This is a genomic window from Gemmatimonadaceae bacterium, assembly GCA_035606695.1.
Classification (GTDB): domain Bacteria; phylum Gemmatimonadota; class Gemmatimonadetes; order Gemmatimonadales; family Gemmatimonadaceae; genus JAQBQB01.
The window spans coordinates 148,555-172,822 of the sequence record DATNEW010000043.1 but is presented as its reverse complement, the minus strand read 5'-3'; the positions used below and the strand labels follow the sequence as shown (position 1 = coordinate 172,822).

General features: G+C 64.3%; 24 protein-coding genes and 1 tRNA gene. 11 read left to right on the top strand and 14 right to left on the bottom strand.

Features of this window, described 5'->3' with window-relative positions:
* The 7 genes from VN706_23505 to VN706_23475 form a co-directional block, all read right to left on the bottom strand.
* Positions 1-1,038, bottom strand: a complete 1,038-nt coding sequence (locus VN706_23505; protein HXT18614.1) for an inorganic phosphate transporter — start codon at positions 1,036-1,038, stop codon at positions 1-3.
* 28 nt (positions 1,039-1,066) lie between these two features.
* Entirely contained in the window at positions 1,067-1,684 is a 618-nt protein-coding gene (locus tag VN706_23500; protein HXT18613.1) for a DUF47 family protein, read from the bottom strand.
* Between the two features lie 105 nt (positions 1,685-1,789).
* Positions 1,790-2,494: an aquaporin gene (locus VN706_23495; GenBank protein ID HXT18612.1), complete on the bottom strand. Its 705-nt coding sequence runs from the start codon at positions 2,492-2,494 to the stop codon at positions 1,790-1,792.
* Between the two features lie 3 nt (positions 2,495-2,497).
* The gene (locus VN706_23490; GenBank protein HXT18611.1) at positions 2,498-3,256 is read right to left on the bottom strand and encodes a metallophosphoesterase family protein; all 759 of its coding nucleotides are present in this window, start codon (positions 3,254-3,256) and stop codon (positions 2,498-2,500) included.
* Positions 3,257-3,284: 28 nt separating this feature from the next.
* Entirely contained in the window at positions 3,285-3,779 is a 495-nt protein-coding gene (gene arsN2 / locus VN706_23485; GenBank protein ID HXT18610.1) for an arsenic resistance N-acetyltransferase ArsN2, read from the bottom strand.
* Between the two features lie 16 nt (positions 3,780-3,795).
* Entirely contained in the window at positions 3,796-4,764 is a 969-nt protein-coding gene (locus tag VN706_23480; GenBank protein HXT18609.1) for an arsenite methyltransferase, read from the bottom strand.
* Positions 4,765-4,813: 49 nt separating this feature from the next.
* Positions 4,814-5,149, bottom strand: coding sequence for a metalloregulator ArsR/SmtB family transcription factor (locus VN706_23475; protein HXT18608.1), 336 nt, complete (start codon positions 5,147-5,149; stop codon positions 4,814-4,816).
* A 142-nt stretch (positions 5,150-5,291) separates the two neighbouring features.
* On the opposite strand from VN706_23475, the gene VN706_23470 reads away from it, so the two are divergent.
* Both VN706_23470 and VN706_23465 read left to right on the top strand, forming a co-directional pair.
* A complete protein-coding gene (locus VN706_23470; GenBank protein ID HXT18607.1) occupies positions 5,292-5,666 on the top strand; it encodes a hypothetical protein in 375 nt (124 codons plus the stop codon).
* A 79-nt stretch (positions 5,667-5,745) separates the two neighbouring features.
* Positions 5,746-6,213, top strand: a complete 468-nt coding sequence (locus VN706_23465; protein HXT18606.1) for a hypothetical protein — start codon at positions 5,746-5,748, stop codon at positions 6,211-6,213.
* 27 nt (positions 6,214-6,240) lie between these two features.
* On the opposite strand, the gene VN706_23460 is transcribed toward VN706_23465, so the two are convergent.
* Positions 6,241-7,023 (bottom strand): rhomboid family intramembrane serine protease, encoded by a 783-nt coding sequence (locus tag VN706_23460; GenBank protein ID HXT18605.1) that lies wholly within the window; start codon positions 7,021-7,023, stop codon positions 6,241-6,243.
* Positions 7,024-7,194: 171 nt separating this feature from the next.
* On the opposite strand from VN706_23460, the gene dnaK reads away from it, so the two are divergent.
* Both dnaK and VN706_23450 read left to right on the top strand, forming a co-directional pair.
* Positions 7,195-9,210 carry a molecular chaperone DnaK gene (gene dnaK / locus VN706_23455; protein ID HXT18604.1) on the top strand — a complete coding sequence of 672 codons (2,016 nt, stop codon included), beginning with the start codon at positions 7,195-7,197 and terminating at the stop codon, positions 9,208-9,210.
* A 513-nt stretch (positions 9,211-9,723) separates the two neighbouring features.
* The gene (locus tag VN706_23450; protein HXT18603.1) at positions 9,724-11,319 is read left to right on the top strand and encodes a trypsin-like peptidase domain-containing protein; all 1,596 of its coding nucleotides are present in this window, start codon (positions 9,724-9,726) and stop codon (positions 11,317-11,319) included.
* Positions 11,320-11,451: 132 nt separating this feature from the next.
* Here the strand turns inward: VN706_23450 and VN706_23445 are convergent, their stop codons facing one another.
* From VN706_23445 to VN706_23435, 3 genes are all read right to left on the bottom strand, one after another.
* The gene (locus VN706_23445; GenBank protein HXT18602.1) at positions 11,452-11,886 is read right to left on the bottom strand and encodes a hypothetical protein; all 435 of its coding nucleotides are present in this window, start codon (positions 11,884-11,886) and stop codon (positions 11,452-11,454) included.
* A gap of 58 nt (positions 11,887-11,944) precedes the next feature.
* A tRNA-Leu gene (locus VN706_23440) sits at positions 11,945-12,026 on the bottom strand.
* Positions 12,027-12,081: 55 nt separating this feature from the next.
* Positions 12,082-12,660, bottom strand: a complete 579-nt coding sequence (locus tag VN706_23435; GenBank protein ID HXT18601.1) for a hypothetical protein — start codon at positions 12,658-12,660, stop codon at positions 12,082-12,084.
* A gap of 140 nt (positions 12,661-12,800) precedes the next feature.
* Between VN706_23435 and tig the strand changes: the two genes are divergently transcribed.
* The 7 genes from tig (at position 12,801) to VN706_23400 (ending at position 21,060) form a co-directional block, all read left to right on the top strand.
* Complete coding sequence (tig, locus tag VN706_23430) at positions 12,801-14,039, top strand: trigger factor (GenBank protein HXT18600.1); 1,239 nt, start codon at positions 12,801-12,803, stop codon at positions 14,037-14,039.
* A gap of 97 nt (positions 14,040-14,136) precedes the next feature.
* Positions 14,137-14,745, top strand: coding sequence for an ATP-dependent Clp protease proteolytic subunit (locus VN706_23425; protein ID HXT18599.1), 609 nt, complete (start codon positions 14,137-14,139; stop codon positions 14,743-14,745).
* Between the two features lie 213 nt (positions 14,746-14,958).
* Positions 14,959-16,206: an ATP-dependent Clp protease ATP-binding subunit ClpX gene (gene clpX / locus VN706_23420; protein ID HXT18598.1), complete on the top strand. Its 1,248-nt coding sequence runs from the start codon at positions 14,959-14,961 to the stop codon at positions 16,204-16,206.
* A gap of 297 nt (positions 16,207-16,503) precedes the next feature.
* A complete protein-coding gene (gene lon, locus VN706_23415) occupies positions 16,504-18,915 on the top strand; it encodes an endopeptidase La (protein HXT18597.1) in 2,412 nt (803 codons plus the stop codon).
* Complete coding sequence (gene yihA, locus VN706_23410; GenBank protein HXT18596.1) at positions 18,915-19,571, top strand: ribosome biogenesis GTP-binding protein YihA/YsxC; 657 nt, start codon at positions 18,915-18,917, stop codon at positions 19,569-19,571. Before lon ends, yihA begins: the two co-directional genes overlap by 1 nt.
* On the top strand, positions 19,553-20,218 hold the full coding sequence (locus VN706_23405) for a hypothetical protein (GenBank protein HXT18595.1): 666 nt from the start codon (positions 19,553-19,555) through the stop codon (positions 20,216-20,218). The genes yihA and VN706_23405 overlap by 19 nt, the downstream gene beginning before the upstream one ends.
* Positions 20,219-20,223: 5 nt before the next feature.
* Positions 20,224-21,060 (top strand): acyltransferase, encoded by an 837-nt coding sequence (locus VN706_23400; GenBank protein ID HXT18594.1) that lies wholly within the window; start codon positions 20,224-20,226, stop codon positions 21,058-21,060.
* Between the two features lie 3 nt (positions 21,061-21,063).
* On the opposite strand, the gene VN706_23395 is transcribed toward VN706_23400, so the two are convergent.
* Genes VN706_23395 through VN706_23385 form a run of 3 tightly spaced genes read right to left on the bottom strand, consistent with a single transcriptional unit; the run spans position 21,064 to position 24,257 of the window.
* Positions 21,064-21,999, bottom strand: a complete 936-nt coding sequence (locus VN706_23395; GenBank protein ID HXT18593.1) for a hypothetical protein — start codon at positions 21,997-21,999, stop codon at positions 21,064-21,066.
* Positions 22,000-22,012: 13 nt separating this feature from the next.
* Positions 22,013-23,923 (bottom strand): hypothetical protein, encoded by a 1,911-nt coding sequence (locus VN706_23390; GenBank protein HXT18592.1) that lies wholly within the window; start codon positions 23,921-23,923, stop codon positions 22,013-22,015.
* Position 23,924: 1 nt separating this feature from the next.
* The gene (locus VN706_23385) at positions 23,925-24,257 is read right to left on the bottom strand and encodes a hypothetical protein (protein HXT18591.1); all 333 of its coding nucleotides are present in this window, start codon (positions 24,255-24,257) and stop codon (positions 23,925-23,927) included.
* Positions 24,258-24,268 lie beyond the last annotated feature (11 nt).

Genomic DNA, 24,268 nt, shown 5'->3' with positions numbered 1-24,268 from the left:
CTAGAGCGGCACGACGTGCGAAAGAATGAAGTACAACACCGCCGCCATGAGCGCGGACGCCGGAATCGTCAGGACCCACGCCCACACGATCCGCCCGGCGATTCCCCACCGCACCGCCGACAACCGCTGTGTCGCGCCGACGCCGACGATCGAACCCGTAATCGTGTGCGTGGTGCTCACCGGAATTCCAAAGTGCGTCGCCAACAGAATGGCGCTCGCGCCCGCGGTATCCGAGCAGAATCCGCCCACCGGACGCAGCTTCGTGATGCGCGACCCCATCGTGTGCACGATGCGCCAGCCGCCGAACAACGTCCCGAGCGCCATCGCGCTGTACGCGCCTAGCCGGACCCAATCCGGCACCGTGTCGTTGTTCGCCAGGTAGAGATGGTGCAGGAAGCCCGTCTGGATCGCGAACTTGTCCTTCACCGATACCAGCAGTCCGACGATGATGCCCATCGTCTTCTGCGCATCATTGCTGCCGTGCGAGTACGACAAGAGCGCCGAGCTGAAGAGCTGGCCCGGACGAAACAACTTGTCCACGCGCCGCGCCGGCAGACGCTGGAAAATCCAATACACGGACGTCATCAGCGTGAACCCGGCCGCCAGGCCGATCAGCGGCGAGACGACGATGAACGACAGCGTCTCGACCCACTGCTTTCCCCACGTGATGCCGATCAATCCCGCCTTCGCGATCGCCGCGCCGGCGTATCCGCCGATCAGCGCGTGCGAGGAGCTCGAGGGAATTCCAAACCACCACGTGATGAGATCCCAGGCGATCGCGCCGAGCAGCGCGGCGAGAATCACGTTCGGCGTGACGACGTGTTGATTGATCATCCCGCCGCCGATCGCTTTCGCCACCGCGAGCGAGCTCGTGAACGCCGCGGCGAAATTGAAGATCGCGGCCCAGATCACGGCCGCGAGTGGATTCAACACGCGCGTACCCACGATCGTGGCGATCGAGTTCGCCGAATCGTGAAAGCCGTTGAAGAAGTCGAAGCAAAACGCGATCAGAATGATCGCGAGGACGTAACCGATCACGCGCGGCGCTCGGAGCGAGGAGTCGGGATCACGCGTTCTTGAGCGAGATGCTCTGCAGCACCTGCGCGACGCCCATGCAGCTGTCGATCGCCCGCTCGAGCGTGTCGTACATCTCCTTCCACTTGATCACGTCGAGCGGATCCGGCGAACCCGCGAAGAGCGCACCGACCGCCTCGTGATAGATCGCGTCGCCTTCCTCCTCGAGATGCTTGATCAGCGCGACATGCTCGTTGACGAGCCGCGGCTTGCGCATCCCGGCGACCGCTGCCTGAATCTCCCCCGCCGCTCGGCACAGCACATTGGTGAGGTGCTTCGCCGGCGGCCGCACCTCGGTGATGTGAAGCATCGCGAAGCGGCGCGCGGTGCCGTCGAGCAGATCGATCACGTCGTCCAGCCGCGACGCGAGCGTGTGAATGTCCTCGCGGTCGATCGGCGTGATGAAGCTCTTGTCGATGCGCTGATTGACCGTGGCCGTGAGGAGGTCGGCCTTGTGCTCGATGTCCTTGATCTCCTTCACGTACGTATTGACGTTCTGCACGTCGCCGAACAGCGTGTCGAGGCGCTGCGCCGTGGTGGCGAGATGCGCCGCGAGCAGGTCGAAGAGTTCGAAGAACTGGTCGTCGCGTGGCAGAAGACGGCCGAGCATGGGACTCCCTGGGGGCGTGACACGATTCGTAACGCCAACGAAGTTAGCCCCCGCCTCCCCGCCGTCCAAGCGATACACGATCGCGACGGAAACGTCGTGCGTCAGTTACGTTGCTCGCTCGTCAATCGGCCCCTCGGTTCCCGTCGGCACATGGCCCATATCCGCCGATCGCACGAGCTCATACACGCGCATGCCCGCGATCATGCCGAGGATCGGCGCGGCCCAGTAGAGCCAGTGCGCGGTCCAGATCCCCGACGCCATCGCCGGGCCGAGCGACCGCGCCGGATTGAAGCTGCCGCCCGTCAGCGGCCCGGTCACCAACGCACCGGCGCCCACGGTGAGACCGATCGCAAACGGCGCAATCGACGCCGGCGATCGCGGATCGGTCGCGACCGCCATGATGACGAACGCCAGCAGTCCCGAATATCCCATCTCGACGACGAACGACTGCGCGGTCGGCAGCGCCGGAACGGTTACGCCAAAGTCTCCGACGGGCCCCAATAGCCAGCCGAGCAGAAACGATGCGGCGACCGCGCCGATACACTGCGCGACGAGATACGCCGGAACTTCGCGCGCGCGAAATCGACGAACCGACCAGAAGCCGATCGTCACGGCCGGATTCACGTGCGCGCCACTCAAGTGTCCAGCCGATGCGACGATCAACGTCACGACGAGCCCGAACGCCGCCGCGATCCCAGCCGGCCCAAACGCGTGCGTGCGCGCCGCCACCATCGCCGCGCCCGGACCAACGGCGACGAGCGTGAACGTCCCGAGTGCCTCGACGAACGAACGACGGGCGAGTGATTGCACGCGTCAGACGCTCGGGGTCAGCTGTCCACCCGTTCGCAGAAATTCAGCGAGCTCGTTCGGCAGCGTGCTCGCGACAACCGCCGCCGCGGCGCGTTCGACGTCATATTCCACCCGGCGAAATTCGACGGTGACACCATTCGGTTCGACGCCGACGATGACGTAGCCCGCGCGCCAATCTCCATCCTTCGGCCGACCGACACTGCCGGTGTTGATGAAATGCACGTCGCCGACGACGCGATGCCACGGCTTGTGCGTGTGCCCAAACGCAACCACGTCGCCGGCGCGTGCGCCGACCCCAGCCGCCATGTTCGCGAGAAAGTCGTCCGACCGATCTTCGGTCACGTAGACCGTGTTGAGCACGTGATTCCCGTGCAGGAGCGTGATGGTCGGACCGGAGACGTGGCCGCCGTTCGGTCGCAGATCGAGGCGAAACGGAAGCGCGCCAAGAAACGCCTTCGTGCCGGCTGACGTGTTCTCCAGCGTCCACGCATATGACAGATGGGACAGTGCTTCCTGTCGCGCATCCTCGTAACGGCATCCGCAGTGCTTGTATCCAGCGGCGACGGTCGTGTCGTAATTTCCCGCGACGCCGGCGATTCCGCGCGACGCGATCATCGCGACCACTTCGTTGGGCCACGGCGCGTAGCCAACGAGATCCCCGAGATGATAGATGCCGTCGAGGTGCGCGCGATCGATGTCATCGAGCACCGCCTCGAGCGCCGGAAGGTTCGCATGGATGTCCGAGATGAGCGCGATTCGCATCGGTCGGTGCGATCAGGGTTTCGGTGATTCAGCCGAGCGGCTTCACCATGGCGACCGCCGACGCCGGACACGCCGACTTGAATTCCAACGTCGCCGCGATCTCCGGCGGCACCTCGCCGCGCTCGATTCGCTCGAATCCAAACCGCGGGAAGTAATGCTCCGCCGTCATCGTCAGCAGGAAGAGCGCGTGAATGCCTCGCGATTCAGCCTCGCAGACGAGTCGCTGAACGAGCGTTCGGCCAACGCCATGCTGGCGCCACTCCGGGCGAACCGCAACCGATCGAAGCAGCGCGTTGTCGCAGCATACCTCGAGTCCCGCGACGCCCACCAGGCTCGGACGATCGGTGTCAGCGTCTCGGACCTCGGCCACGACGAAGTTGGCGGCGTGCTGCTTCACGATGCCAGCGACGCCGTCGGTCGGCAGCTCGGCGGCGCGAAGCAGTCGCTCGATCGCCGGTAGATCGTCGAGCGTCGCGACGCGAATCGAAGCGGAGTCGGAAACGCTCGTCGTCGAAGTGGTCATCACAATATCCTCATGGTCAGGTGCAGCAGCCGTCGTCGCAACCACACTCGCGTGTACCTTGTCTTGCGCTCAGTGCAGCGAGGTTCCGGCGCGGCTTGTCGGAGCGCGGCGATCCGCCCGGCTTCGTTGCGCGGACGAACCCGCTCATGATCTTCCCGTCCACCTGATCGGCGAGCGATTCGTCCAGCCCGGTTCCTTGCAGCAGCGCCGCCGCATCGTCGCGTGTGTACACGCGCGTCGGTTCAATGCTCGCGTCGACAAATCCAACGTCGCGAAGCATCGCGATGAACTCGTTCTCCTCGAGCGCCCCGGCGACGCAGCCCGTCCACAGCGCCATGCTCTCCTTCACCGCGGCCGGCAATCCTTCGCGAACGATCACATCACTCACCGCGAACCGCCCGCCCGGTTTGAGCACACGAAACGCCTCGGCCAGCGCGCGCGGCTTGTCGCCCGACAAGTTGATCACGCAATTGGAGATGATGACGTCGACGGTGCTCGAGGGGAGCGGAATCGACTCGATGTGCCCTTTGAGAAACTCGACGTTCGTCGCGCCGGCCTTCGCCTTGTTCTCGAGTGCGAGCGCGAGCATCTCGTCGGTCATGTCCAGCCCGTACGCCTTTCCGGTCGGCCCGACACGCTTCGCGCTGAGCAGCACGTCGATGCCGCCGCCGGAGCCGAGATCGAGCACCACGTCTCCCTCGTGCAGTTCGGCGAGCGCCGTTGGATTCCCGCAGCCGAGCGACGCCAGCAGTGCCTCGGCGGGAAGGCCGGCCGTCTCCCCCGCCTCGTAGAGATCGGCCGTGATCGGATCCCACGACTCGCTCGTCGAGCCGCAACAGCCGCTCGAGTCGCCGGCGGGACCGCAACACGATGCGCCCTTCGTGTCCCCGTCAGCCACACGCTGGGCCGCCGCGCCGTAGCGTGCCTGCACCGTCGCGCGAATCGCTTCCAGCGTCATCGGAACCTTGGTCGTTTCGGCATTCATAAGTATTCTCTCAATCAATAAAATTTGATGAATCGGAGACGACAAAACCCTACTCGCAACAGGCACGGCGCGGGACCGGCAATCCGTTTCGCCGCGGCTGCATCCCGACAGCGATGTCATGCACCTCGGCCAAGGCGTTCGGCGCGATCGTGTAATACGACCAGCGGCCTTCGCGTCGATCGGTGACCAGTCCCGCCTCCTTCAGCACGCGCAAGTGAAACGACAGGCGCGACTGGGCCGCGTCGAGCTCGTCTTGCAGCTCGCACACACATCGCTCCCCATCCTTCAGCATGTCGAGAATGCCGAGTCGCGTCGCGTCGGAAAGTGCGTGAAACAACACCACCGCGCGATCGACGTCGGGTCCGGTTCGCATCGCCACTGCCATGAACGAAAATATATCAACGAAAATTGTTGTGTCAATGATGGAATTTCCACGGACACGCGGGGAGCTTGGGAGCTCACGCGTTGATCCACCGCCCGCACGAACGTATATTCGCGCTGTGGGAATTCATCCGGCCCGGTCTCGCTTGACTCTGCTGCGCCTCGTCGCGGCGACCGCGGTGCGGCGCACGTTTGCCGCACTCGTGCTGCTGGGGTTTGTCGCCGGTCTGCTGCGCGCGGCGTTTCCCGTCATTCGCCATCGCACCGCGAACGCCGCCAACGCCGAATTCGTCACCACGCAATCGGGCGTGTCGGTCGACGACGGCATTCCGTCGGTCGACGAGGCGCGCCCCATTCGCATCGGCGCACGGCGCGCGGCATTCCTGGTCAACGCCGGCTTGCCCTCGCTCGCGGGCTCCGCCGATGACGGCTGGTCGTCCCGGATGCCGGCCGATCGACGCGATGCCGCCCCCGCGAGCGTCGCGCCATCTCCACCGTTTCACCCACCGCGCACCGTCTGAGTTCGGTTCGCGCACGCAGCGCGTTGCTCGTGCGTTCTCTCTGAACTTCAGCTGCGTCGCCGTAGGCGACGGTGGGATCATGCACAATCGAAATGATGCGTTTGGGGCGTGGGGCGATGACATTCCGATTCGCCTCGACGCAGTACTTCGTACATGGCGCCGCATGCTCGAGAACGAGCTCCCGTGGCGCACCATGCCGCTCGACGACGCGTTCGGCGACGTCCGCGGCATCTTGCACGAGCTGTTCAATGAGGGGCGCCAGCCCGACGGCGTTCACCGCCGCGAGCAGCTGCGCACGGTGGCTCGCAGCCATGGCGCATTCCGGCGCTCGCAGCAGTGTACCGCCGAGCACATTGCGTACGAGGTCGAGGTGCTGGCGTGCGCGATCGAATGTGTGCTGCGCCAGAGCGGCGCCGCCGCCGGATTCGTCGAAGACGCGCTCGTCGTGCTGCGCGCCGGACTTCGCGACGTCACGCGGGACGCGATGCTCGCTTGGGCCGGCCGCGGCGAATGGACCGCGCGCTGGGACGAACATCGCGCGTATTAGCGGTCTATTAGAAAACTCTGATCGCGGTCACGCGCCCTGGTGCAGCATCCAGCGGCGCTGATCGCGGATCGAGTTCCGCGCCGCGACGAGACGCGGGTTCTCGAAGAGCTTGATCAACAGCATGCCGGCGACGAAGCCGCCGATGTGCGCCCAGACCGCCACGCCGCTCGATACATCGGGCCGCACGGTCGATAGCTCCGGCAATCCCGTCAGCACCTGCACGCCGAACCACCAGATCAGCACGAGCCAGGCGGGAATCGGAATCACCTTGAAGAAGATCAGAAAGAAGAAGAACATGTTGACGCGCACCTTGGGGTAGAGCACCAGGTACGCGCCCAACACGCCCGAGATCGCGCCGGACGCGCCAACGGTCGGCACCGGCGACGTCGGCGTGATGAGCACCTGCGTCGCCGCCGCGATCAAGCCGCACAGCAGGTAGAACGAGAGAAAGCGGCCCGGGCCCATGCTGTCTTCAATGTTGTTGCCGAACACCCAGAAGAAGAGCGCGTTGCCCAGGATGTGGCTCCAGCTTCCGTGCAAAAACATCGACGTCAGCGGCGTCCAGAGGTTGACTGCGCTGTTGTCGATCACGCAGGCCAGCCCGGGCGCGATCGGAATCGACGTGCCGAGCGGGACGCGATGCGTCAGCTCGCCAGGCACCATGCCGTAGTTGCAAATGCTGGCCACGAGCTGGAGGTCGTTCAGCCCGCCGCCCTGCACGACCAGCCACACCGCGAACATGGCGCCGAGGATGATCCACGTCATGATGGGCGTGTGGAGCGTCGGGTTTTCGTCGGACAACGGGATCATGCGTTGGGCGATGGGCGTTGGGCGATGGGCGTTGGGCGATGGGCGTGCGCCCTGACCGGATGACAGGAGGCTACCGATCAGATCAAGGTTCAGGCCGCGTTTGGCTGCCAGTTTGACGCAAAAAGCGGGTCCCGTCCTTGCCCTTACCACGGTCAGTTCGCGAGAACGCTGGTGTTTTGTCACGCCCAGCGCCCTTCGCCCAACGCCCATCGCTCACAGAGGAAATCAATGGCCGACAAAGTCATTGGCATCGATCTCGGAACGACGAACTCCGTCGTCGCGGTCATGGAAGGTGGTGACCCGATCGTGATCCCGAACGCCGAAGGCGGTCGCACGACCCCCTCCGTCGTCGGATTCACCAAAGACGGCGAACGTCTCGTCGGCCAGGTCGCCAAACGCCAGGCCGTCACCAATCCGCAAAACACCGTCTTTTCCATCAAGCGCTTCATGGGCCGCCGCGTCAACGAGGTCCAGGACGAAACCAAGCGCGTTCCATATAAAGTCGTCGCCGGTCCGAACGACGTCGCCGCCGTCGAGGTCCAGGGCAAGCGCTACACGCCGCCCGAAATCTCCGCGATGATTCTCCAGAAGATGAAACAGACCGCCGAAGACTACCTCGGCAACACGGTCACGAAGGCCGTCGTCACGGTGCCCGCGTACTTCAACGACGCGCAGCGCCAAGCCACCAAGGACGCCGGCAAGATCGCCGGTCTCGACGTGCTCCGCATCATCAACGAGCCGACGGCTGCCGCACTCGCCTACGGTCTCGACAAGAAGAAGGATGAAAAGGTCGCGGTCTTCGACCTTGGCGGCGGCACGTACGACATCTCCGTACTCGAGCTGTACGACGTCGAAGGCTCGCGCCAGTTCGAGGTCAAGTCCACGAACGGCGACACGCACCTGGGCGGCGACGATTTCGATCAGCGCGTCATCGACTGGATCGTCGGCGAGTTCAAGCGCGACCAGGGCATCGATCTGTCGAAGGACCCGATGGCGCTCCAGCGCCTCAAGGAAGCGGCCGAGAAGGCGAAGATGGAGTTGTCGAGCACGAACTCGACGGACATCAATCTGCCGTTCATCACCGCCGATCAGTCCGGCCCCAAGCACCTCAACTATACGTTGAGCCGCGCGAAGTTCGAGCAGCTCGTGGATGATCTCATCCAGCGCACACTCGAGCCCATGAAGAAGGCGCTCAAGGACGCGGGCCTCGAGCCCAAGGACATCGACGAGGTCATTCTCGTCGGCGGCTCGACGCGCATTCCGAAGATTCAGGAAGTCGTAAAGAATTATTTCGGCAAGGAGCCGAACCGCTCGGTGAATCCCGATGAAGTCGTGGCGATCGGCGCGGCGATTCAGGGCGCGGTGCTGACCGGCGAGCAGAAGGACGTGCTGCTCCTCGACGTCACCCCACTCTCGCTCGGCATCGAGACACTCGGCGGCGTCACGACGGTGCTCATCCCGCGCAACACGACCATTCCGACGAAAAAGTCGGAGACGTTCTCGACGGCGGACGACAATCAGACGACGGTCGAGATTCACGTGCTGCAGGGCGAGCGCGAGCTCGCGCGCGACAATCGCACGATCGGGAAATTCCAGCTCACGGGCATTCCACCCGCTCCGCGCGGCATGCCGCAGGTCGAAGTCACGTTCGACATCGACGCGAACGGCATTCTCCATGTGTCCGCGAAGGACAAGGCCACGTCGAAGGAGCAGAAGATCCGCATCGAAGCGTCGAGCGGGCTGTCGGACTCCGACATCGACAAGATGGTCAAGGACGCCGAGAAGAACGCGGAGGAAGACAAGAAGCGCCGAGAGGAGATCGATACGCGCAACCGGCTCGACAGCATGACGTACGAAGTCGAGAAGAACTCGAAGGAGTGGTCGGACAAGCTGTCGCCCGAGCTCAAGTCGAAGCTCGAGGCCTCGGTGGAGCGTGCACGCAAGGCGCTTCGCGGCGACGACATGAACGAGATTCGCGCGGCGCAGGAAGAGCTGAATCGCACGTTCAGCGAAGCCGGCCAGTCGTTCTATGCGCAGTCGCAGGCACAGAGCCAGCCGGGCGGTGAGCCCGGCCCGGCGGCTAGCGGCCCGACCGGGGGCGAGGGCCCAGCGGCCGGCGGTCCACAACCGGGCAATGAGGACGTCGTCGAGGCGGATTACGAGATCGTCGACGATTCAAAGAAGTAGCATTTGATTTGGCGGATACGGCCCACGCATGCGGCGTGGGCCGTATTTCGTTTTGAAAACGGCGGAACAGCGTGCGCGCGCGGACACACGCGGGCACCGCACTGACACCACGCGGACGGGAAAGTGTGTACGGCATCTCGGCCGCCGCTCCCAACGAGCCCTGAACTTGTTCGTTGCGAACGACCTCAGGGTGCCACGCGAGGCGTCTCGAGGCCGTTCCTCAGAAAATTCTGGGCTCGTTGGGCGTTTGAGGATAGAGAGTGTACGACACTCTCGCGTCGGTGCCGTGCCCGTGCAGTGTCCGTGGCGTCCGCGCCAAATGCTGTTGCAGTTTCTCGCAGCCTGACAGTTCCCATACGCCAGGCTGGCACGCGCAGTGCGCGTCTGACTGGTGGGTCGCGGGCCACCAGTGCAACTTGCAGAAGCGACCCGACGACGCCCGCCGCCAGGAAACCTCGGCTGGGCTCGGCGTGTCTTATGTGGCGTCTTTCTCAACCGGTCAGGTGACGTTCCATGAATCCGAGATATTCACGCGCGCGGTTCATCGCGGCGGTGGTGACCGCGTTTCTCTGTGGACTCGTCTTCGCCTCGGGCTTCGACCTCACGCGCTTCGGCTGGGCGCAGGGTCGAGTCTCCTCGACATCCAACAAGCCGAGTGCGGCGCAGGTCGCGCCGGCGGCGGATCTCGAGTCGGCGTTCGAGGCGGTAGCCGATCACGCGCGCCCAGCAGTCGTCTCGATCGAGACCGAGCGCTTCGCGAAGCAGCGCCCCGCGCGCGTGCGCGGCCGCAACGGCCAGCCGCTGCCGCCAGGGATCGAGGATTTCTTCCGCAACTTCGATCAGTCGCCGTCCGATCAGCCGGAGGAGGCGAGCGGCTCGGGCTTCATCGTCTCGCCCGACGGCTACATCCTCACGAACAACCACGTCGTCGCTGATGCCGACAAGGTGACGGTGACGCTCTTCGACAAGACCGTCCATTCGGCGAAGGTCGTCGGCCGCGATCCGACGACGGACGTCGCCGTGATCAGGATCGACGGCTCGAACTTCCCGACGTTGAGCCTGGGCGACGACGCGAAAGCGCGCGTCGGCCAGTGGGTGCTGGCGATCGGCAATCCGCTGCAGCTCGACTTCACGGTCACCGCGGGCATCGTGAGCGCGAAGGGACGCAACCAGGCCGGGTTGCTCAACCCGAACGGCACCAATCCATACGCGATCACCGACTACATCCAGACCGACGCCGCCATCAATCCAGGCAACTCGGGCGGACCACTGCTCAACATTCGCGGTGACGTGATCGGCATCAACAGCGCGATCGCGAGCGGCACGGGCTACTACGCCGGCTACGGCTTCGCGATTCCCATCACGCTCGCCAAGCAGGTGATGGACGACCTGATCAAGTACGGCAAGATCAAGCGCGCGGTCGTCGGCGTGACGCTGCTCGACGTCACGCCCGAAGACGCCAAGGCGGCTGGTCTCGCGCAAGTCGGTGGCGCCAAGGTCACGGGGTTCCCCGACGGCGGCGACAGTCCGGCGCAGAAGGCCGGCATCGAGATCGGCGACATCATCGTCGCGGCGGCGGGCAAGCCGGTCGATCAGGTGAACACGCTGCAGCGCATCATTCGCGGCTACAAGCCGGGAGACGTCGTGGATCTCGACGTCATGCGCTTCCACGACAAGAAGTCATTCCACATCAAGCTCACCGAGGCGGCCGATCAGCCGACGACGGTTGCGGCGAACGACGAGGAGTCGGGCGCGCCGCCGACCGCCGATCGCACGACGCCGGCGGCGAAGCAGAACGATCAGCTTGGCATCACGGTCGCTCCGGTGTCGACGGACTTCGCGCAGCAGCTTCGCCTGAAGAGCATGTATCGCAGCGGCGTGCGCGTCATGAGCGTGGCGGGCAGCGGTGCGTCGTATCGCAAACTGTTCCCGAACTACATCATCGTCGGGGAGTTGTATCCGACGAAGCGCGACATCAAATCGGTGGACGATCTGCAGGCGGCGGTGGGATCGCTCAAGCGCGGGGACGTCATCGAGCTCAAGATCGCGGCGTGCGCGCCGGACGGCACCTGCCAGACGGACGCGGTGAGCATCCAGGTCGACAAGTAAGAAATAGTACTGTTTGGCTATTAATTTTCGGGTATTACAGAAATGGAAAGCGGGGCGTCGCTACGCGACGCCCCGCTTTTTTTGTGCCACTGTCGGCGATTGTTCCCGCCGAGCGAGCCCGCTCCTGCTGTCCTACTTCATGTAGACGAACGGCTGGCCGTTGAAGAGCACCGTCAGCGTGCTGCCGGTGACCGCACCGGCGAAGATCGTCGTGCCGCCCTGGGTCATGATGAACGTGATCTTGCCGTCGGCCACCTTGTAGGTGCCGGCGCTCGCCGTCGAGCTCGTGCTGGTCGAGCCGTCGACCAGCGAGGTGTTGATGTACGAGGTGCTGTCCACCCACGTGTTGTTGGCCAGGATCACGATCTGGTCCGAGACAACCTCCTGCTGCTCGGTGAGCGTCACGATCGCGGTGTACGGCAGCGTGCGGCCGTTGGCCGTGGTCAGGTTGAATGCGCCGGTGACGTCGGCGTCGGTTTGTGGCAGCGTGAAGACGTCGGTCTGCCGCGTGCAGGCAACCGCCGCGAGTGACGCGCTGGCGATGAGAATGAGTACGAAGCGGCGCATGGCCGAGCCCTTGGGGTGAGAGGGTGGTGGCGGGAAAGTGGACCGGGAAACACAGACATGCGAGAGGGGGGACTCGAACCCCCAAGCCTTGCGGCGCTGGATCCTAAGTCCAGTGCGTCTGCCAGTTCCGCCACTCTCGCGTCAAGCTGGTCGTGGTCGTACGTGGACCCTTGGTACCGTCGTGAGGCCTGTTGCCTAGAACGCAAACCCGATGATCAGCCGCCCGGTCACTACGGCGCGATCCACGCTGGCCGAATCCCGCGCCGCGGACGACGCCAGGACGCGTTTGGCGCCAATCCCCGTCCCGATGAGGAAGTGCTGGTCCCGGCCATATATCCAGTTGTAGTCGACAATGATTCCCAAGGTCGGCGCGCTCAACGTCCGCCGCTCTTGCTCGCTGGTCTGGCCATTGAAGATGTCGACGAGATTTGCAAAGCGCGTGTACCCAAGCGTCGCGCCCACCGACGCCCCGCGAAGCACGACACCGGCCGGGTAGTATCGCCCTTTCATCTCGAACGTCGTGAAACGATTGTCGCTCACGTCGATGTACGAGCCCACGCCGCCGAGCGTGACCCCCGGGGCGACCGCCGTCTCGACCTCCAGCGTTCCGATGTCGGCCGGCAAACCGATCGGATTGAAGCCGATGTACGTGCGCGACGGAATTGGCACGAGCGGCTGCGACGACGCCTGTACCTGCGCCTGAACGTACGACGCCGGTGCGACGATCGCCGCCGTCACGAACACGAGTGCGCCCATCAGACTTTTCAAACGCATGCGGTAACCCGGAAAAGGTCGGTACGTTGGCAGGCCCAACTATACACGGGCCGTATAAAAAGGGGTCCTCAATAATAGAAGCGGACACGAACTACCGGGCACGATGTCTCGCGCCTATCGGCTCGTTAGCTTTCACCTCCATGAACATCGAAATCACGCCCAAGAAGACCGACGGACTCGAGCGCCTGATCGAGGTCAAGGTGTCCGTCGAGGCGGTCCGCGATGCCGAAGACCAGGCGGCACGCCGGTACGCCACCAGCGTTCGGCTTCCCGGGTTCCGTCCGGGCAAGGCGCCGCCGGCCATGGTCAAGAAGCGTTTTCGCGATGCGATTCGGCAGCAGGTCATCGAGACGCTCGTCCAGGAAGCGTTTCAGGAAGTGATGAGTCGTGAGCAGCTGAAGGTCGCCGCGCAGCCGCACATTCACGATCTCAAATTCGAGGAAGGCCAGCCGATGTCCTTCGAGCTGCACGTCGAGGTGCGGCCCGAAATCGATCTCGCCCGCGTGCAGGGATTCAAGTTGACGCGCGCCCAGAGCGCGATCACCGACGAGAACGTGCGCGAGCAAGTCGAACAGATGCGCGAACAGAAGGCGGCGTGGATGCCCGTCGAGGACAAGCCCGCGCCGGGCGACATGGTGCGCGTGCAGCTGGCGACGGCGGAAGAGAACGGCGAGTTCCCAGAGGCGCGCGAGTATCCGCTCGTCTTGGGCTCCGGCCAGGCGATTCCCGGCGTCGAAGAGCTCATCATGGAGCTCACGCCCGGAGCGAGCGCGGAGAAATCCGTGCGCTGGCCCGACGACTTTCCCGACGAAGCGCAGCGCGGCAAGACGAAGCCCGTGCGCGTCAATCTGCTCGAGGTGAAGCGCAAGGCGCTGCCGACGCTCGACGACGCGTTCGCGCGCGAAGTCGGCGACTTCGAGTCGCTCGACGCGCTGCACACCACGGTGCGCAAGGATCTCCAGGAGCATGCGTCGCGCGAAGCGGAAGCCGCGGTGCGCCAGCAACTCGTCGACCAGATCGCGGAAGCCAACCCGTTCGGCATTCCGCCCAGCTGGGTCAATCAGCTCATCGACGGGTACATGCAGGCGTATCAAGTTCCTGAGGAGGATCGCGAGAAGTTCCGCCAGGAATTCCGTCCCATCGCCGAACGGCAGGTGCGCCGCGATCTCATCGTCGAGACGGTTGCCGAGAAGGAAGGTCTCAAGGCGACGGAAGCGGACATCGACGATCGCGTCGCCGAAGTCGCGAATCAGCGCGGGGCCGATCCGGGTCAGGTGTATGCGTCGCTGCAAAAGGCGGGACGCCTGCGCGAGATCGAGCAAAGCATCACCGAAGAGAAAGTCTTCAAATGGTTGATGGAGCGAAACACGGTGGAGTAGGGCGTGGAGTAGTGCCGGCCAAGCACCTGTTTTCCAATCATTGATTCCCGACTATCGACTACCCCTTACCGAGATGCCCACCATTTATCCTCCATATGTGATCGAACGCTCGCCGCGCGGCGAGCGAAGCTACGACATCTTCAGCCGCCTGCTGATGGATCGCATCATTTTCCTCGGCACGCCGGTGAACGATGACGTCGCGAACATCATCATCGCGCAGATGTTGTTTCTCGAGGCGGACAATCCGGATCGCGACATTTTCCTGTACATCAACAGCCCGGGCGGCAGCGTGTCGGCGGGGCTCGCGATCTACGACACGATGCAGTACATGAAATCGCCGGTGAACACGATCTGCATGGGACTTGCGGCCAGCATGGGCGCGTTCCTGCTCGGCGCCGGCCGCAAGGGCAAGCGATCGGCGCTGCCGCATTCGAGAATCATGATTCACCAACCGTCGCAGTCGGGCGGCGGCGGCACGGCGTCGGACATCGAGATTCAAGCGAAGGAGATTCTCTACCTCCGCGCGAAGATGAACGAGCTCCTGAGCAAGCACACGGGGCAGTCGATCGAGCGCATCGAGCGCGACACCGACCGCGACCGGTATCTGTCCGCCGAGGAAGCCAAGGAGTACGGCCTCGTGGACAATGTGATCACGCATCGCGGCGAGATCGTCGAGCCGAGCGCGCTGGCGGCCGTCACGAAATGATCGGCATTCGGAAGCCGCGAATCGCGGGCTCATTCCCCGATTCGCGGCTCCGTTTCCCGACCTGGAATAGATCGTCTCTTGCTTGGCTCGTGTCGGGTCCTTAACTCTTAGACAGACCCCACCCTGCCGGGCTCTTCCCTTCCCCGTGGTGGTATCCCGGACGAACGGATATCGGCCGCTTGGGCAACCGCATCACCTGTTGAGTGAGCTGTCATGTCGCACGACAAACACCTGCGTTGCTCGTTCTGCGGAAAGTCAAAGGACTCGGTTCGGAAGTTCATCTCCGGTCCGTCGGTCTACATCTGCAACGAGTGCATCGCTCTCTGCAATGAGATCCTTGCCGAGGACGAAGAGCGCGAGGTCGCTGAGGCGATCACGCAGGTTCCGACGCCGCAGGAAATCAAGGACACCCTCGATCAGTACGTGATCGGGCAGGAAAAGGCCAAGAAGGCCCTGTCGGTGGCGGTATACAATCACTACAAGCGCATCAATTCCGCGTCGCTGCGTGACGACGACGTGGAGCTCGACAAGTCCAACATTCTGCTGATCGGTCCGACGGGCGTCGGCAAGACGCTGCTCGCGCAGACGCTGGCGCGCATCCTCGACGTGCCGTTCACCATCGCGGACGCCACGACGCTGACGGAAGCGGGCTACGTCGGTGAGGACGTCGAGAACATTCTCGTGCGGCTGCTCCAGGCGGGCGACTTCAACGTCGCCGAATGCGAGCGCGGAATTGTGTACATCGACGAAATCGACAAGATCGCGCGCAAGTCGGAGAATCCCAGCATCACGCGCGACGTGTCGGGCGAAGGCGTGCAGCAGGCGCTGCTCAAGATTCTGGAAGGCACGGTAGCGAGCGTTCCGCCGCAAGGCGGCCGCAAGCATCCGCAGCAGGAATACATCCAGATCAACACCAAGGACATTTTGTTCATTTGCGGCGGCGCCTTCGACGGTCTCGAGAAGATCATCGAAGCACGCACGGGGCGTCGCGCGATCGGCTTCAACAAGGCCGCCGACGAAGCGCGCACGCCGATGCAGGCGAAGAATCCATTCGCCGAGGTGGAACCGGACGATCTGCTGCGGTTCGGCCTGATTCCCGAGCTGGTCGGCCGTCTGCCGGTCGCGGTTGCGCTCGAGGCGCTCGACGAGGATGCGCTCGTGCGTATTCTGCGGGAGCCCAAGAACGCGCTCACGAAGCAGTACGCCAAATTGTTCGAGCTCGAGGAAGTGAAGCTGACGTTCGAGGACACGGCGTTGCGCGCGGTGGCGCAGAAGGCGCTCAAGCGCGGCACGGGCGCGCGCGGCTTGCGCGCCATCCTCGAGGAGCTGCTTACCGAGGTGATGTTCGATCTCCCGACGCGCGAAGACGTCGAAGAGGTCAAGGTCACCGAGAGCTCGGTGATGAACGGAACGGCGCCGCTGCTCGAGATTTCGCCGCAGCGGAAGAAGAAGGAAGCGTGACCTTCGAAAGCCCCGGGCGAGTTGCTCGGGGCTTTTTTTATGAGGGTGTGTACCGCGTATCGAACGGCGCGACCAAACCGCACCGTTGTCATCCCGAGCCGGAGCGTAGCGAAGGCGAGGGATCCAACGTCCCGGTCGCGTGGCCGGCCAATCCGCCGGGACGCCAGATTCCTCGCTGCGCTCGGAATGACACGCGCTCAGGATACACCATGGCCAGCCCGACGAGCGGCGTGCGGAAGGGGGCCGGAGCACAGCCTGAACGCCCCGCACTCCGCGAATCGGTCGTATCTTTGAGGTATGCCTTCCGCGCCCGACCACACCCCCGCCACACCGGATTTCAAGCGCCTCGCTGTCCTGCCGCTGCGCGACGTCGTCGTGTTTCCCTACGTGGCCATGCCGCTGCTCGTCGGACGCCAGGCGTCGCTCGGCGCCATCGAAGCCGCGGCGGCGGAAGGCGGCATGCTGTTTCTCGTCACGCAACGCAGCGCGGACACTGAAGAACCGGCGGCGGGCGATCTGCATCGGGTCGGCACCGTCGCGCGCATCGTGCAAGCGACGCGGCAGGCCAACGGTACCGCGCGCGTGCTCGTCGAGGGATTGTCGCGCGGGCGCGTGTCGCGATACATCCCCGGAGCGGGTATTCTGCGCGCGTCGATTGCCGACGAACCCGAGCAGGAGATCGAGGATCCCGAAGCACTCCAGATTCTCGTGCGCCGCGTGCTCGCGCTGTTCGAGGAATACGTGTCGCTGCACCGGCGCATTCCGAACGAAGTCGTCGCCCTCGTGCAGGGCGCGGACTCGATCGTGCGGCAAGCGTACGGTATCGCCGCGCATCTCGCGGTGCGCGTCGAGGTGCGGCAAACGCTGCTCGAGGCGCCTACGATCACCGCGCTCTTCGACGCGCTGAGCCAGGTGCTCGGCAGCGAGACGGAGCTGCTGCGCCTCGAGCGAAAGCTCGACGAGGAAGTACGCGGGTCGTTGTTCCAGAATCAGCGCGAGTTCTATCTGCAGGAGCAGCTCAAGGCCATTCATCGCGAGCTCGGCAACGACGAGACGGACGACGTGCTGGAGCTCGAGCGACAAGTGGAAGCCCGCAAGCTTCCCGACGCGGTGAAGACGCGCGTGCTGCGCGAAGTGCGCAAGCTTCGGCGCATGTCGCCGCTCTCTCCCGAGTCGACGGTCGCGCGCAACTTCGTCGATTGGATCGTCGCGCTGCCGTGGACGGAACGCACCGACGACATCCTCGACGTCGCGCACGCGCGGCGCATCCTCGATGAGGATCACTACGGTCTCGAGGAAGTGAAGGATCGCATTCTCGACTACATCGGCGTGTTGTCGCTGGTCGAGCGCATGGAAGGACCGATTCTCTGCCTCGTCGGGCCGCCGGGCGTCGGCAAGACGTCGCTCGGCCGCTCGGTCGCGCGCGCGCTCGGCCGCAAGTTCGTGCGGATGTCGTTGGGCGGCGTGCGCGACGAGGCGGAGATTCGCGGGCATCGCCGCACGTACATCGGATCGATGCCCGGCCGCGTCATTCAGGCGATGCGCAAGGCCGAAGTGGTGAATCCGGTCGTGTTGCTCGACGAGATCGACAAGCTCGGCACCGACTATCGCGGCGATCCGGCGGCCGCCTTGCTCGAGGTGCTCGACCCCGAGCAGAACCGGGCCTTTAACGATCACTATTTAGAGGTTGATTACGACCTGTCGCAGGTGCTGTTCCTGACGACGGCGAACTACCTGCCGCAGGTGCCGGAGCCGCTCCGCGACCGCATGGAGATCATTCGCCTGTCGGGGTATCTCGATCAGGAGAAGTATTCTATCGCGCGGCAATTCTTGGTGCCCCGCCAGCTGCGCGCGAACGGGCTGGATCCGGCGACCGTCGAGTGGGACAGCGACGTCGTCCCCTCAATCGTTCAGGGGTACACCCGCGAGGCCGGCGTTCGCGAGCTCGAACGGCGGCTCGGACGCATCGCGCGGAAGCTCGCCCGCAAGCGCGCGGAGCACCGCGCGGCAGTGAGTACGGCCGCGAGTACGCCCGCGAGCACCGCCGTTCGGGCGTCGGACCTCAAGGACCTGCTCGGCATTCCCCCGTACGATCCGTCGCTCCTCACGCTCGAGGCGAAGGTCGGCGTCGCCACCGGCCTCGCGTACACGAGCGTCGGCGGCGACGTGCTCGAGATCGAAGTCAGCGTCATTCCCGGCCGCGGCAAGCTGAATCTCACCGGCACGCTCGGCGACGTGATGAAGGAGTCGGCGAGCGCCGCGCTGAGCTACGCGCGGCAGCGCGCCGGAGCGCTCGGCATCGATCGCGATTTTCACAAGAATCGCGATCTGCACATCCACATTCCCGCCGGCGCGACGCCGAAAGACGGACCGTCCGCGGGCATCGCCATCGCGACGGCGATCGTCAGCGGGCTCACCGGCATTCCGATTCGTGGCGACGTGGCGATGACGGGCGAGATCACGCTGCGCGGCCGCGTGCTCGCGATCGGCGGCCTCAAGGAGAAGGCGGTGGCGGCGCATCGCAACGCGATTCGCCACGTCATCATTCCGCATCAGAACTTGCGCGACGTCGAGGAGCTGCCCGAGGAAGTGCGCACCGCCGTGACGTTCCATCCCGTGCGATCGATGGACGAGGTGCTGGCGATCGCGCTTGCGCGGACGGCGTTCGAGCGCGGTGACGCCGACGCACCCGCCATCGCGCCGAACTGATGTCGGACGACTCGGACGACGCCCCAGTCGCGGGCACGCGCGATCCGCTCGTCATTCGCTCGCTCGAGTTCATCGGCGGCATGGCGAGTCTGGGCGGCTGGCGTCCGGAAGTGACGCTGCCCGAGATCGCCTTCGCGGGACGATCGAACGTCGGCAAGTCGTCGCTCCTCAACCGTCTCATTCATCGCAAGAAGTTCGCGCGCGTCAGCAACACGCCGGGACGCACGCGCGAAGTGAATTTCTTCAAGGTCAACGACGCGTTCGTGCTCGTCGATCTGCCGGGCTACGGCTACGCGCGCATCTCGAAGGAACGGCGCGCGGAGTGGAAGCCGCTCATCGAGAGCTATCTGAGCTCGAGCGCGCAGCTGCGCGGCATCGTGCTCTTGCTGGACGCGCGTCACGATCCCACCAACGACGACCGGCAGATGCTCGATTTCCTGAGCGAGCTGGGTGTGCCGACGATCGTCGTGCTGACCAAGATCGACAAGCTGCGCCCGGCCGAACGGCGGCGGCACATGACGGAGATTTGCGCCAGCGTCGGACTCGATGAAGAACAAGTCATTCCGTTCAGCGCGGTGACCGGCGAAGGACGTCCGGATCTCGCCGAAGCAATGAGCGCACTCCTCGAGCAGCCCTCGTGGAAGGCGACGTCGTGATGCGCCGTTCGACGCTCTCGGCGGCAATGGCTCTCGCCGCATGTGGCTCGCAGCCGCCGGCCACGCAATCGCCGCCGGCACTTCCACCGGCGCGCGTCACGCGCGACTCGATGAGCACCGCGCTCGTGCCCCCGGGCTATGGCACACTGCACCAGGACGACATCTCGATCATTCTCCAGCCGAACGGCGTGCGCGTCACCGCGCTGCCGCTCGATGAGTCGATCATTCGGCTCCTCGCGCCGGACAGCTACCGTTCGATGCGCTCGATCCTCGAGGCAAAGCGGCAGCAGATTGCGCAACGTGCGCAGCTGCGTGGCATTCAGAATCCGCGCGTGTGGTACGTTCGATTTTATGGATTGACCCCCGACGCCCATTTCGTACCCACGGACTTTTCAATTCTTTCCGGCGGGCGCGAGTATCGCCCGTTCGACGTCATTCCGATCACCGGCGGCTTTGGCGATCAGCGGCTGCAGCCGCGCGACACCCAGGCCGGATTATTGTTGTTCGAGGAGGGAGTCGACGTCACGCAGCCGCTCTCGGTCACCATGGGCGCCGAGCGTAACACCGACTGGAGTTTGGACGATATCCTCAAGAAGCTCGATGCCGAGCGCGCCAGTGTCCGTGCGCGTGCGGGCGCACATCCGTAACCGCCATGCCCTATCTTCCACTTCGCAAGATCGCCGACTCGCCGACTCGCGGCGCCGCCGCTGAATGGCTCGAGTCACTCGCCCACCAACTCGCGGACGACGCCACCGATCGCGCCGAGTTGTGTCGGCGAACGCTGACGTCGCTCTACTATCCGGAGTTCGCGGAGAATTGGGAAACGGCCATGGCCGATCCGAAGCTGGCGGCGCCCACGCGGCTCGCGCTGGCGGCGATGGACCCGCGCCACGTCACCCTCGAGCCGGAATACTACGGCGACTGCGACGAAACACGCTTTCAACGGGTGAAGCCGTTGCTGTGGTTGTGGTACTCGTTCGACCGCAGCCCGGTCGGCGGACAGAACGTGTGGCTCGGTGTCGAGCTGCGGCGCGTCCTGGCACGGCACATCTTCAAGCGCTGCGGCGAGAACTTCAAGGCGTTTCACAACGTCGAGTTTTCGTTCGGATACAACATGGAAGTCGGCGATAATGTCGTCGTGCATCGCCAGGTCCTGCTCGACGACCGCGGCGGCATTCGCCTCGGCAACAACGTTTCGATCAGCGATTACGCGAACGTCTACAGTCACACGCACAGTATCGTCGAGCAGCGCGAGGTGACGAACGCGTGCACGGTGATCGACGACGGTGTCCGGATCACGTATCACGCGACGGTGCTGGCGGGCGTTCACGTGCACGAGCAGGGCATGGTCGGCGCGATGGCCGTCGCCACGAAGGACGTACGGCCGTATCACGTCTACGTTGGCATTCCCGCGAAGAGCGTTCGCGTGAAGCCGAACGCGCCGCAATCGGGGCACGTGCTCAAGACGGCGAGCGAGCGAAGCAGCTAGCGATCACCCAACAAGCTCGAGGCCGCGCGCGCGGGTCACGAGCTCGGCACCCGATGTGGCGTCCACGATTCCAAAACCGCCGCTGTCGTCCAACCAGCAAACAACGCTCGCGTCGGGCGCGAGAGTCACGCGCTCGATCTCGTCGGCTGTGGGACGTACGCTGACGCGCGGCAGCGACGGACCGCTGACGACGGTGATGTGCCCTTCCCGGCCGCCGACGATGAGGACGTTGCCGTCGTCCGAGAGCGCGGCACAGGACGCGCCACGGACGATGGTCGAGTCCCACACGCGCTTCGCCGTTTCCACGTCGAAAACCTTGAGCTCGTCCCAGTGAATGAAGAAGTATCCGCCCGTTTCGGACAGGCCGGTGATTCCACTCATGTAGGCGAGTTTGGAACCGTCCACCGGACCCTTCGTGGACGTGACGCGATTGCTCGGCCGGTCCCACAGCATCCAGTTCAGCGAACTGCGAAGCGTGAATCGATTGCCGAGCGGCGCTGCGCCGAAATCGTCAAACGCGGCGGGTTTGACACCATCCACACAGATCGGATCGGCGACGAGCGCTCCGCCATCGTCCGGCGACCAGATGAATCCATTTCGTCGGACGTCGATCGTCGCGTAGGCACGCTCGCCGAGGATGTGCGCGCGTGAAATCGGCTGCGTCGAGGTAAAATCATCCTCGCGCAACCAGTCGGCGGTTCGGCGAACGGACACCGTACCGGCTTCGTCGCTCGTGAGAATCGACGCCGCGTCGGCGGAGAACGTGAGCGTGCGTACCGCGCTCGACGGAAAGGCGCGGAATGCGCGCGTCGTTTCGCCGTCGATCCGGAGCACGACACCATCGCGCGTTCCCACCCACACCACGAACGACGACGCGTCGGAGAAGGAACGCGGCTCGAAGACGATGGCGGTGACTCGGCCCGCAAGCGACGGGATCACGATGCTCGTGGCGTCATGTTTTCGCGAAGTAATAGGTGTGCGCCGTCGTGATGTTGGGCTCGTCCGGATCGAAATCGAAGGTGCTGTACCACGACGGATGATGTCGGAGACTCGTGAAGTTCGTGTTGTAGTGCACGAACGTTTCGCTCGTCGGCCATGTGCCGTGGTCGTTCATTGCCGGCGTGTCGGCGAGGGCGCCCGTGAACCTGAATGACGCAGTGAGCAGGTTCGCCCAGTTCTCGGAACAGTTGACGTAGACGAATCCGCCCACCTTCGTCACCGATGGCGCGTAGTAGCGATAGCAGCGGAGGAGATAGCCTTGCAGTCCGATCGTATCGACCGCAGCCGCATAGTGGGCTCTCACCGTGTCGTTATGGAATTCACCGACGGTTCCAAAATTGACTCCGATGCCGTCGCCGTTCATTCGCGTGAACGCGTCCCTGATGGTCAAGGCACGCGCGACCGTGTTCGCGGGATAGTACTGAAGCGCGATCGCCTGCGTTCTCGCGTTCGCGTAGTTGAGGCGGCCGACTGCATTGACGCGGACGAACGCGCGTTGCCGGCCTTGCTTCAACGCCTCGGTAAAATCAAGCGGATCATTCGCTGGTCCAAGTAGCCAGTCGAGCTGATTGCGCGCCAGCGCGTGGGGATATCCGAACGTGTACACGCTGATCGCCCGGCCCGCATTCAGCGCCAACGCCTGCACCTCCTGATCGTCTTCGACCCATGCCGTCAGCCCGAGGACGAGGCACTTGTGCATGCCATAGCCCGGGTGCGGATTGTTGAACATGACCGCGTCGACGTCGCCATAGGTCGCTCGCACGTTCTGCCAATGGGCCGTGAGCGTCGCGTCGAATGACGTCGTCCTCCGAAGGAGGTTTTTGGCCAGCGCGGCGGCGAGCAGCGCGCGCTGGTTCTGCCCGTTCTGCCTGGCGCCGTCCGTTCGTCTCCGAATCATCATGTTCGTGCTCACCGCGGCGGGATCGGTGACATCGTACTGTGTGGCGATGATCCAGCGAAATCCCGGATTGCCGAGCGCGCTGCTGAATTTGTCGGCCAGCGCGACGGCGTACTCGTACGACGTCCCTTCGCCGACGATGAGCATTGATTTGAACGCGAAACAAAACTCGAGGACGACCGTTGCACCATGCCGCACCGAGGAGACAATGACCTGGTTGCTGGCGCGGGATTGAATCGTGACTCCTCCGTAACTTGCTTCGTCGGCGACCGCCGTCTTCCACCCGTCGACTCCGTCGATCGTGAGCCGACAAAATGAGTCGCCGGGAATGTACCCGACAAACAACGGCGTGACGCCGAATTGATGCTTCTGGATGCACGGCAAGACCACATTCGCCAACTCGACGCCCGGGGTGGCGGCCACCGTCGCGCCGAATGCCGTCGTGACCACCGCGTTCGCCGCATCGGCTCCGTCGAGCGTCGTCCAACGATTGACGCTGAGCTGCGCGCTCCACGCGACGGGCCACGTCAGCACGGTGCCGTCCGGCTTGCGCGTCTTGATGCGGGCGGTGAGTGTGAACGTGCCGCCGACCTCGACGGAGAGCGGAGTGATCGTGGTTCCCTCACCGCCCTGATCCTCCTCCGCCTCGGCGGCGACGGCGCCGGTGGTGGTCTTCGTTCCTTCCCACCGCCATCGCGCGTCGTCGAGTTGGACCTTGACGTCTACGTCGGCGAAATCGGCCGCTGAATCATACGCCAGCGTGACCTGCCCTTGATCGTCGGTACGAAGGCCGGCCGCCACCACGACTCCGATCGTGACGGTGACGTCGACTCCCACCAGCGCCGGCACGTTGTTGTTGTACTTGCTCAGCACCGTGATGCACAGGTAGCCACGCGCCGCTGGGCACACGTGAATGGCACTGCCGGGACCGGGCGGTGGCCCTCCCGCGGCGGTCACGTACGCCATGCTACCGCGACGCCATCCGCTCGAGGGTATCGATCTTCACCGCGGCAGACAGCTCGCGATCGCGGATGACAGGTGCGAGCAGAGGGTCGTCCACCGGATCGGCGCCGAGCCGCAACACGAGCAGGCAGAATCGGGTGATATGGGCGGTGACGAGGAAACCCATCGAGCGCACCTTTGGCGTTGCCGAACGCAGCAGCGCGAGCAGCTCGTCGTCCGTTTTGCCCTCGAGTACTTCCGGCATGTCCACTCGTGCGCGCGCGATGACCTTGCGAAGGAATTGCTCCCACCGCTCGTTCTCGAACACCTTCAGCTGTTCGCGGCGTATGACCAGCATGATTGAATTTG

Bases quoted from the DNA above. Each gene is read 5' to 3' on its own strand.
- VN706_23500 (HXT18613.1), bottom strand. From the start codon at position 1,684: ATGCTCGGCCGTCTTCTGCCACGCGACGACCAGTTCTTCGAACTCTTC.
- VN706_23490 (HXT18611.1), bottom strand. From the start codon at position 3,256: ATGCGAATCGCGCTCATCTCGGACATCCATGCGAACCTTCCGGCGCTC.
- arsN2 (HXT18610.1), bottom strand. From the start codon at position 3,779: ATGACCACTTCGACGACGAGCGTTTCCGACTCCGCTTCGATTCGCGTC.
- VN706_23480 (HXT18609.1), bottom strand. From the start codon at position 4,764: ATGAATGCCGAAACGACCAAGGTTCCGATGACGCTGGAAGCGATTCGC.
- VN706_23475 (HXT18608.1), bottom strand. From the start codon at position 5,149: ATGGCAGTGGCGATGCGAACCGGACCCGACGTCGATCGCGCGGTGGTG.
- VN706_23465 (HXT18606.1), top strand. From the start codon at position 5,746: ATGCACAATCGAAATGATGCGTTTGGGGCGTGGGGCGATGACATTCCG.
- VN706_23460 (HXT18605.1), bottom strand. From the start codon at position 7,023: ATGATCCCGTTGTCCGACGAAAACCCGACGCTCCACACGCCCATCATG.
- VN706_23450 (HXT18603.1), top strand. From the start codon at position 9,724: ATGAATCCGAGATATTCACGCGCGCGGTTCATCGCGGCGGTGGTGACC.
- VN706_23445 (HXT18602.1), bottom strand. From the start codon at position 11,886: ATGCGCCGCTTCGTACTCATTCTCATCGCCAGCGCGTCACTCGCGGCG.
- VN706_23435 (HXT18601.1), bottom strand. From the start codon at position 12,660: ATGCGTTTGAAAAGTCTGATGGGCGCACTCGTGTTCGTGACGGCGGCG.
- tig (HXT18600.1), top strand. From the start codon at position 12,801: ATGAACATCGAAATCACGCCCAAGAAGACCGACGGACTCGAGCGCCTG.
- clpX (HXT18598.1), top strand. From the start codon at position 14,959: ATGTCGCACGACAAACACCTGCGTTGCTCGTTCTGCGGAAAGTCAAAG.
- lon (HXT18597.1), top strand. From the start codon at position 16,504: ATGCCTTCCGCGCCCGACCACACCCCCGCCACACCGGATTTCAAGCGC.
- yihA (HXT18596.1), top strand. From the start codon at position 18,915: ATGTCGGACGACTCGGACGACGCCCCAGTCGCGGGCACGCGCGATCCG.
- VN706_23400 (HXT18594.1), top strand. From the start codon at position 20,224: ATGCCCTATCTTCCACTTCGCAAGATCGCCGACTCGCCGACTCGCGGC.
- VN706_23390 (HXT18592.1), bottom strand. From the start codon at position 23,923: ATGGCGTACGTGACCGCCGCGGGAGGGCCACCGCCCGGTCCCGGCAGT.
- VN706_23385 (HXT18591.1), bottom strand. From the start codon at position 24,257: ATGCTGGTCATACGCCGCGAACAGCTGAAGGTGTTCGAGAACGAGCGG.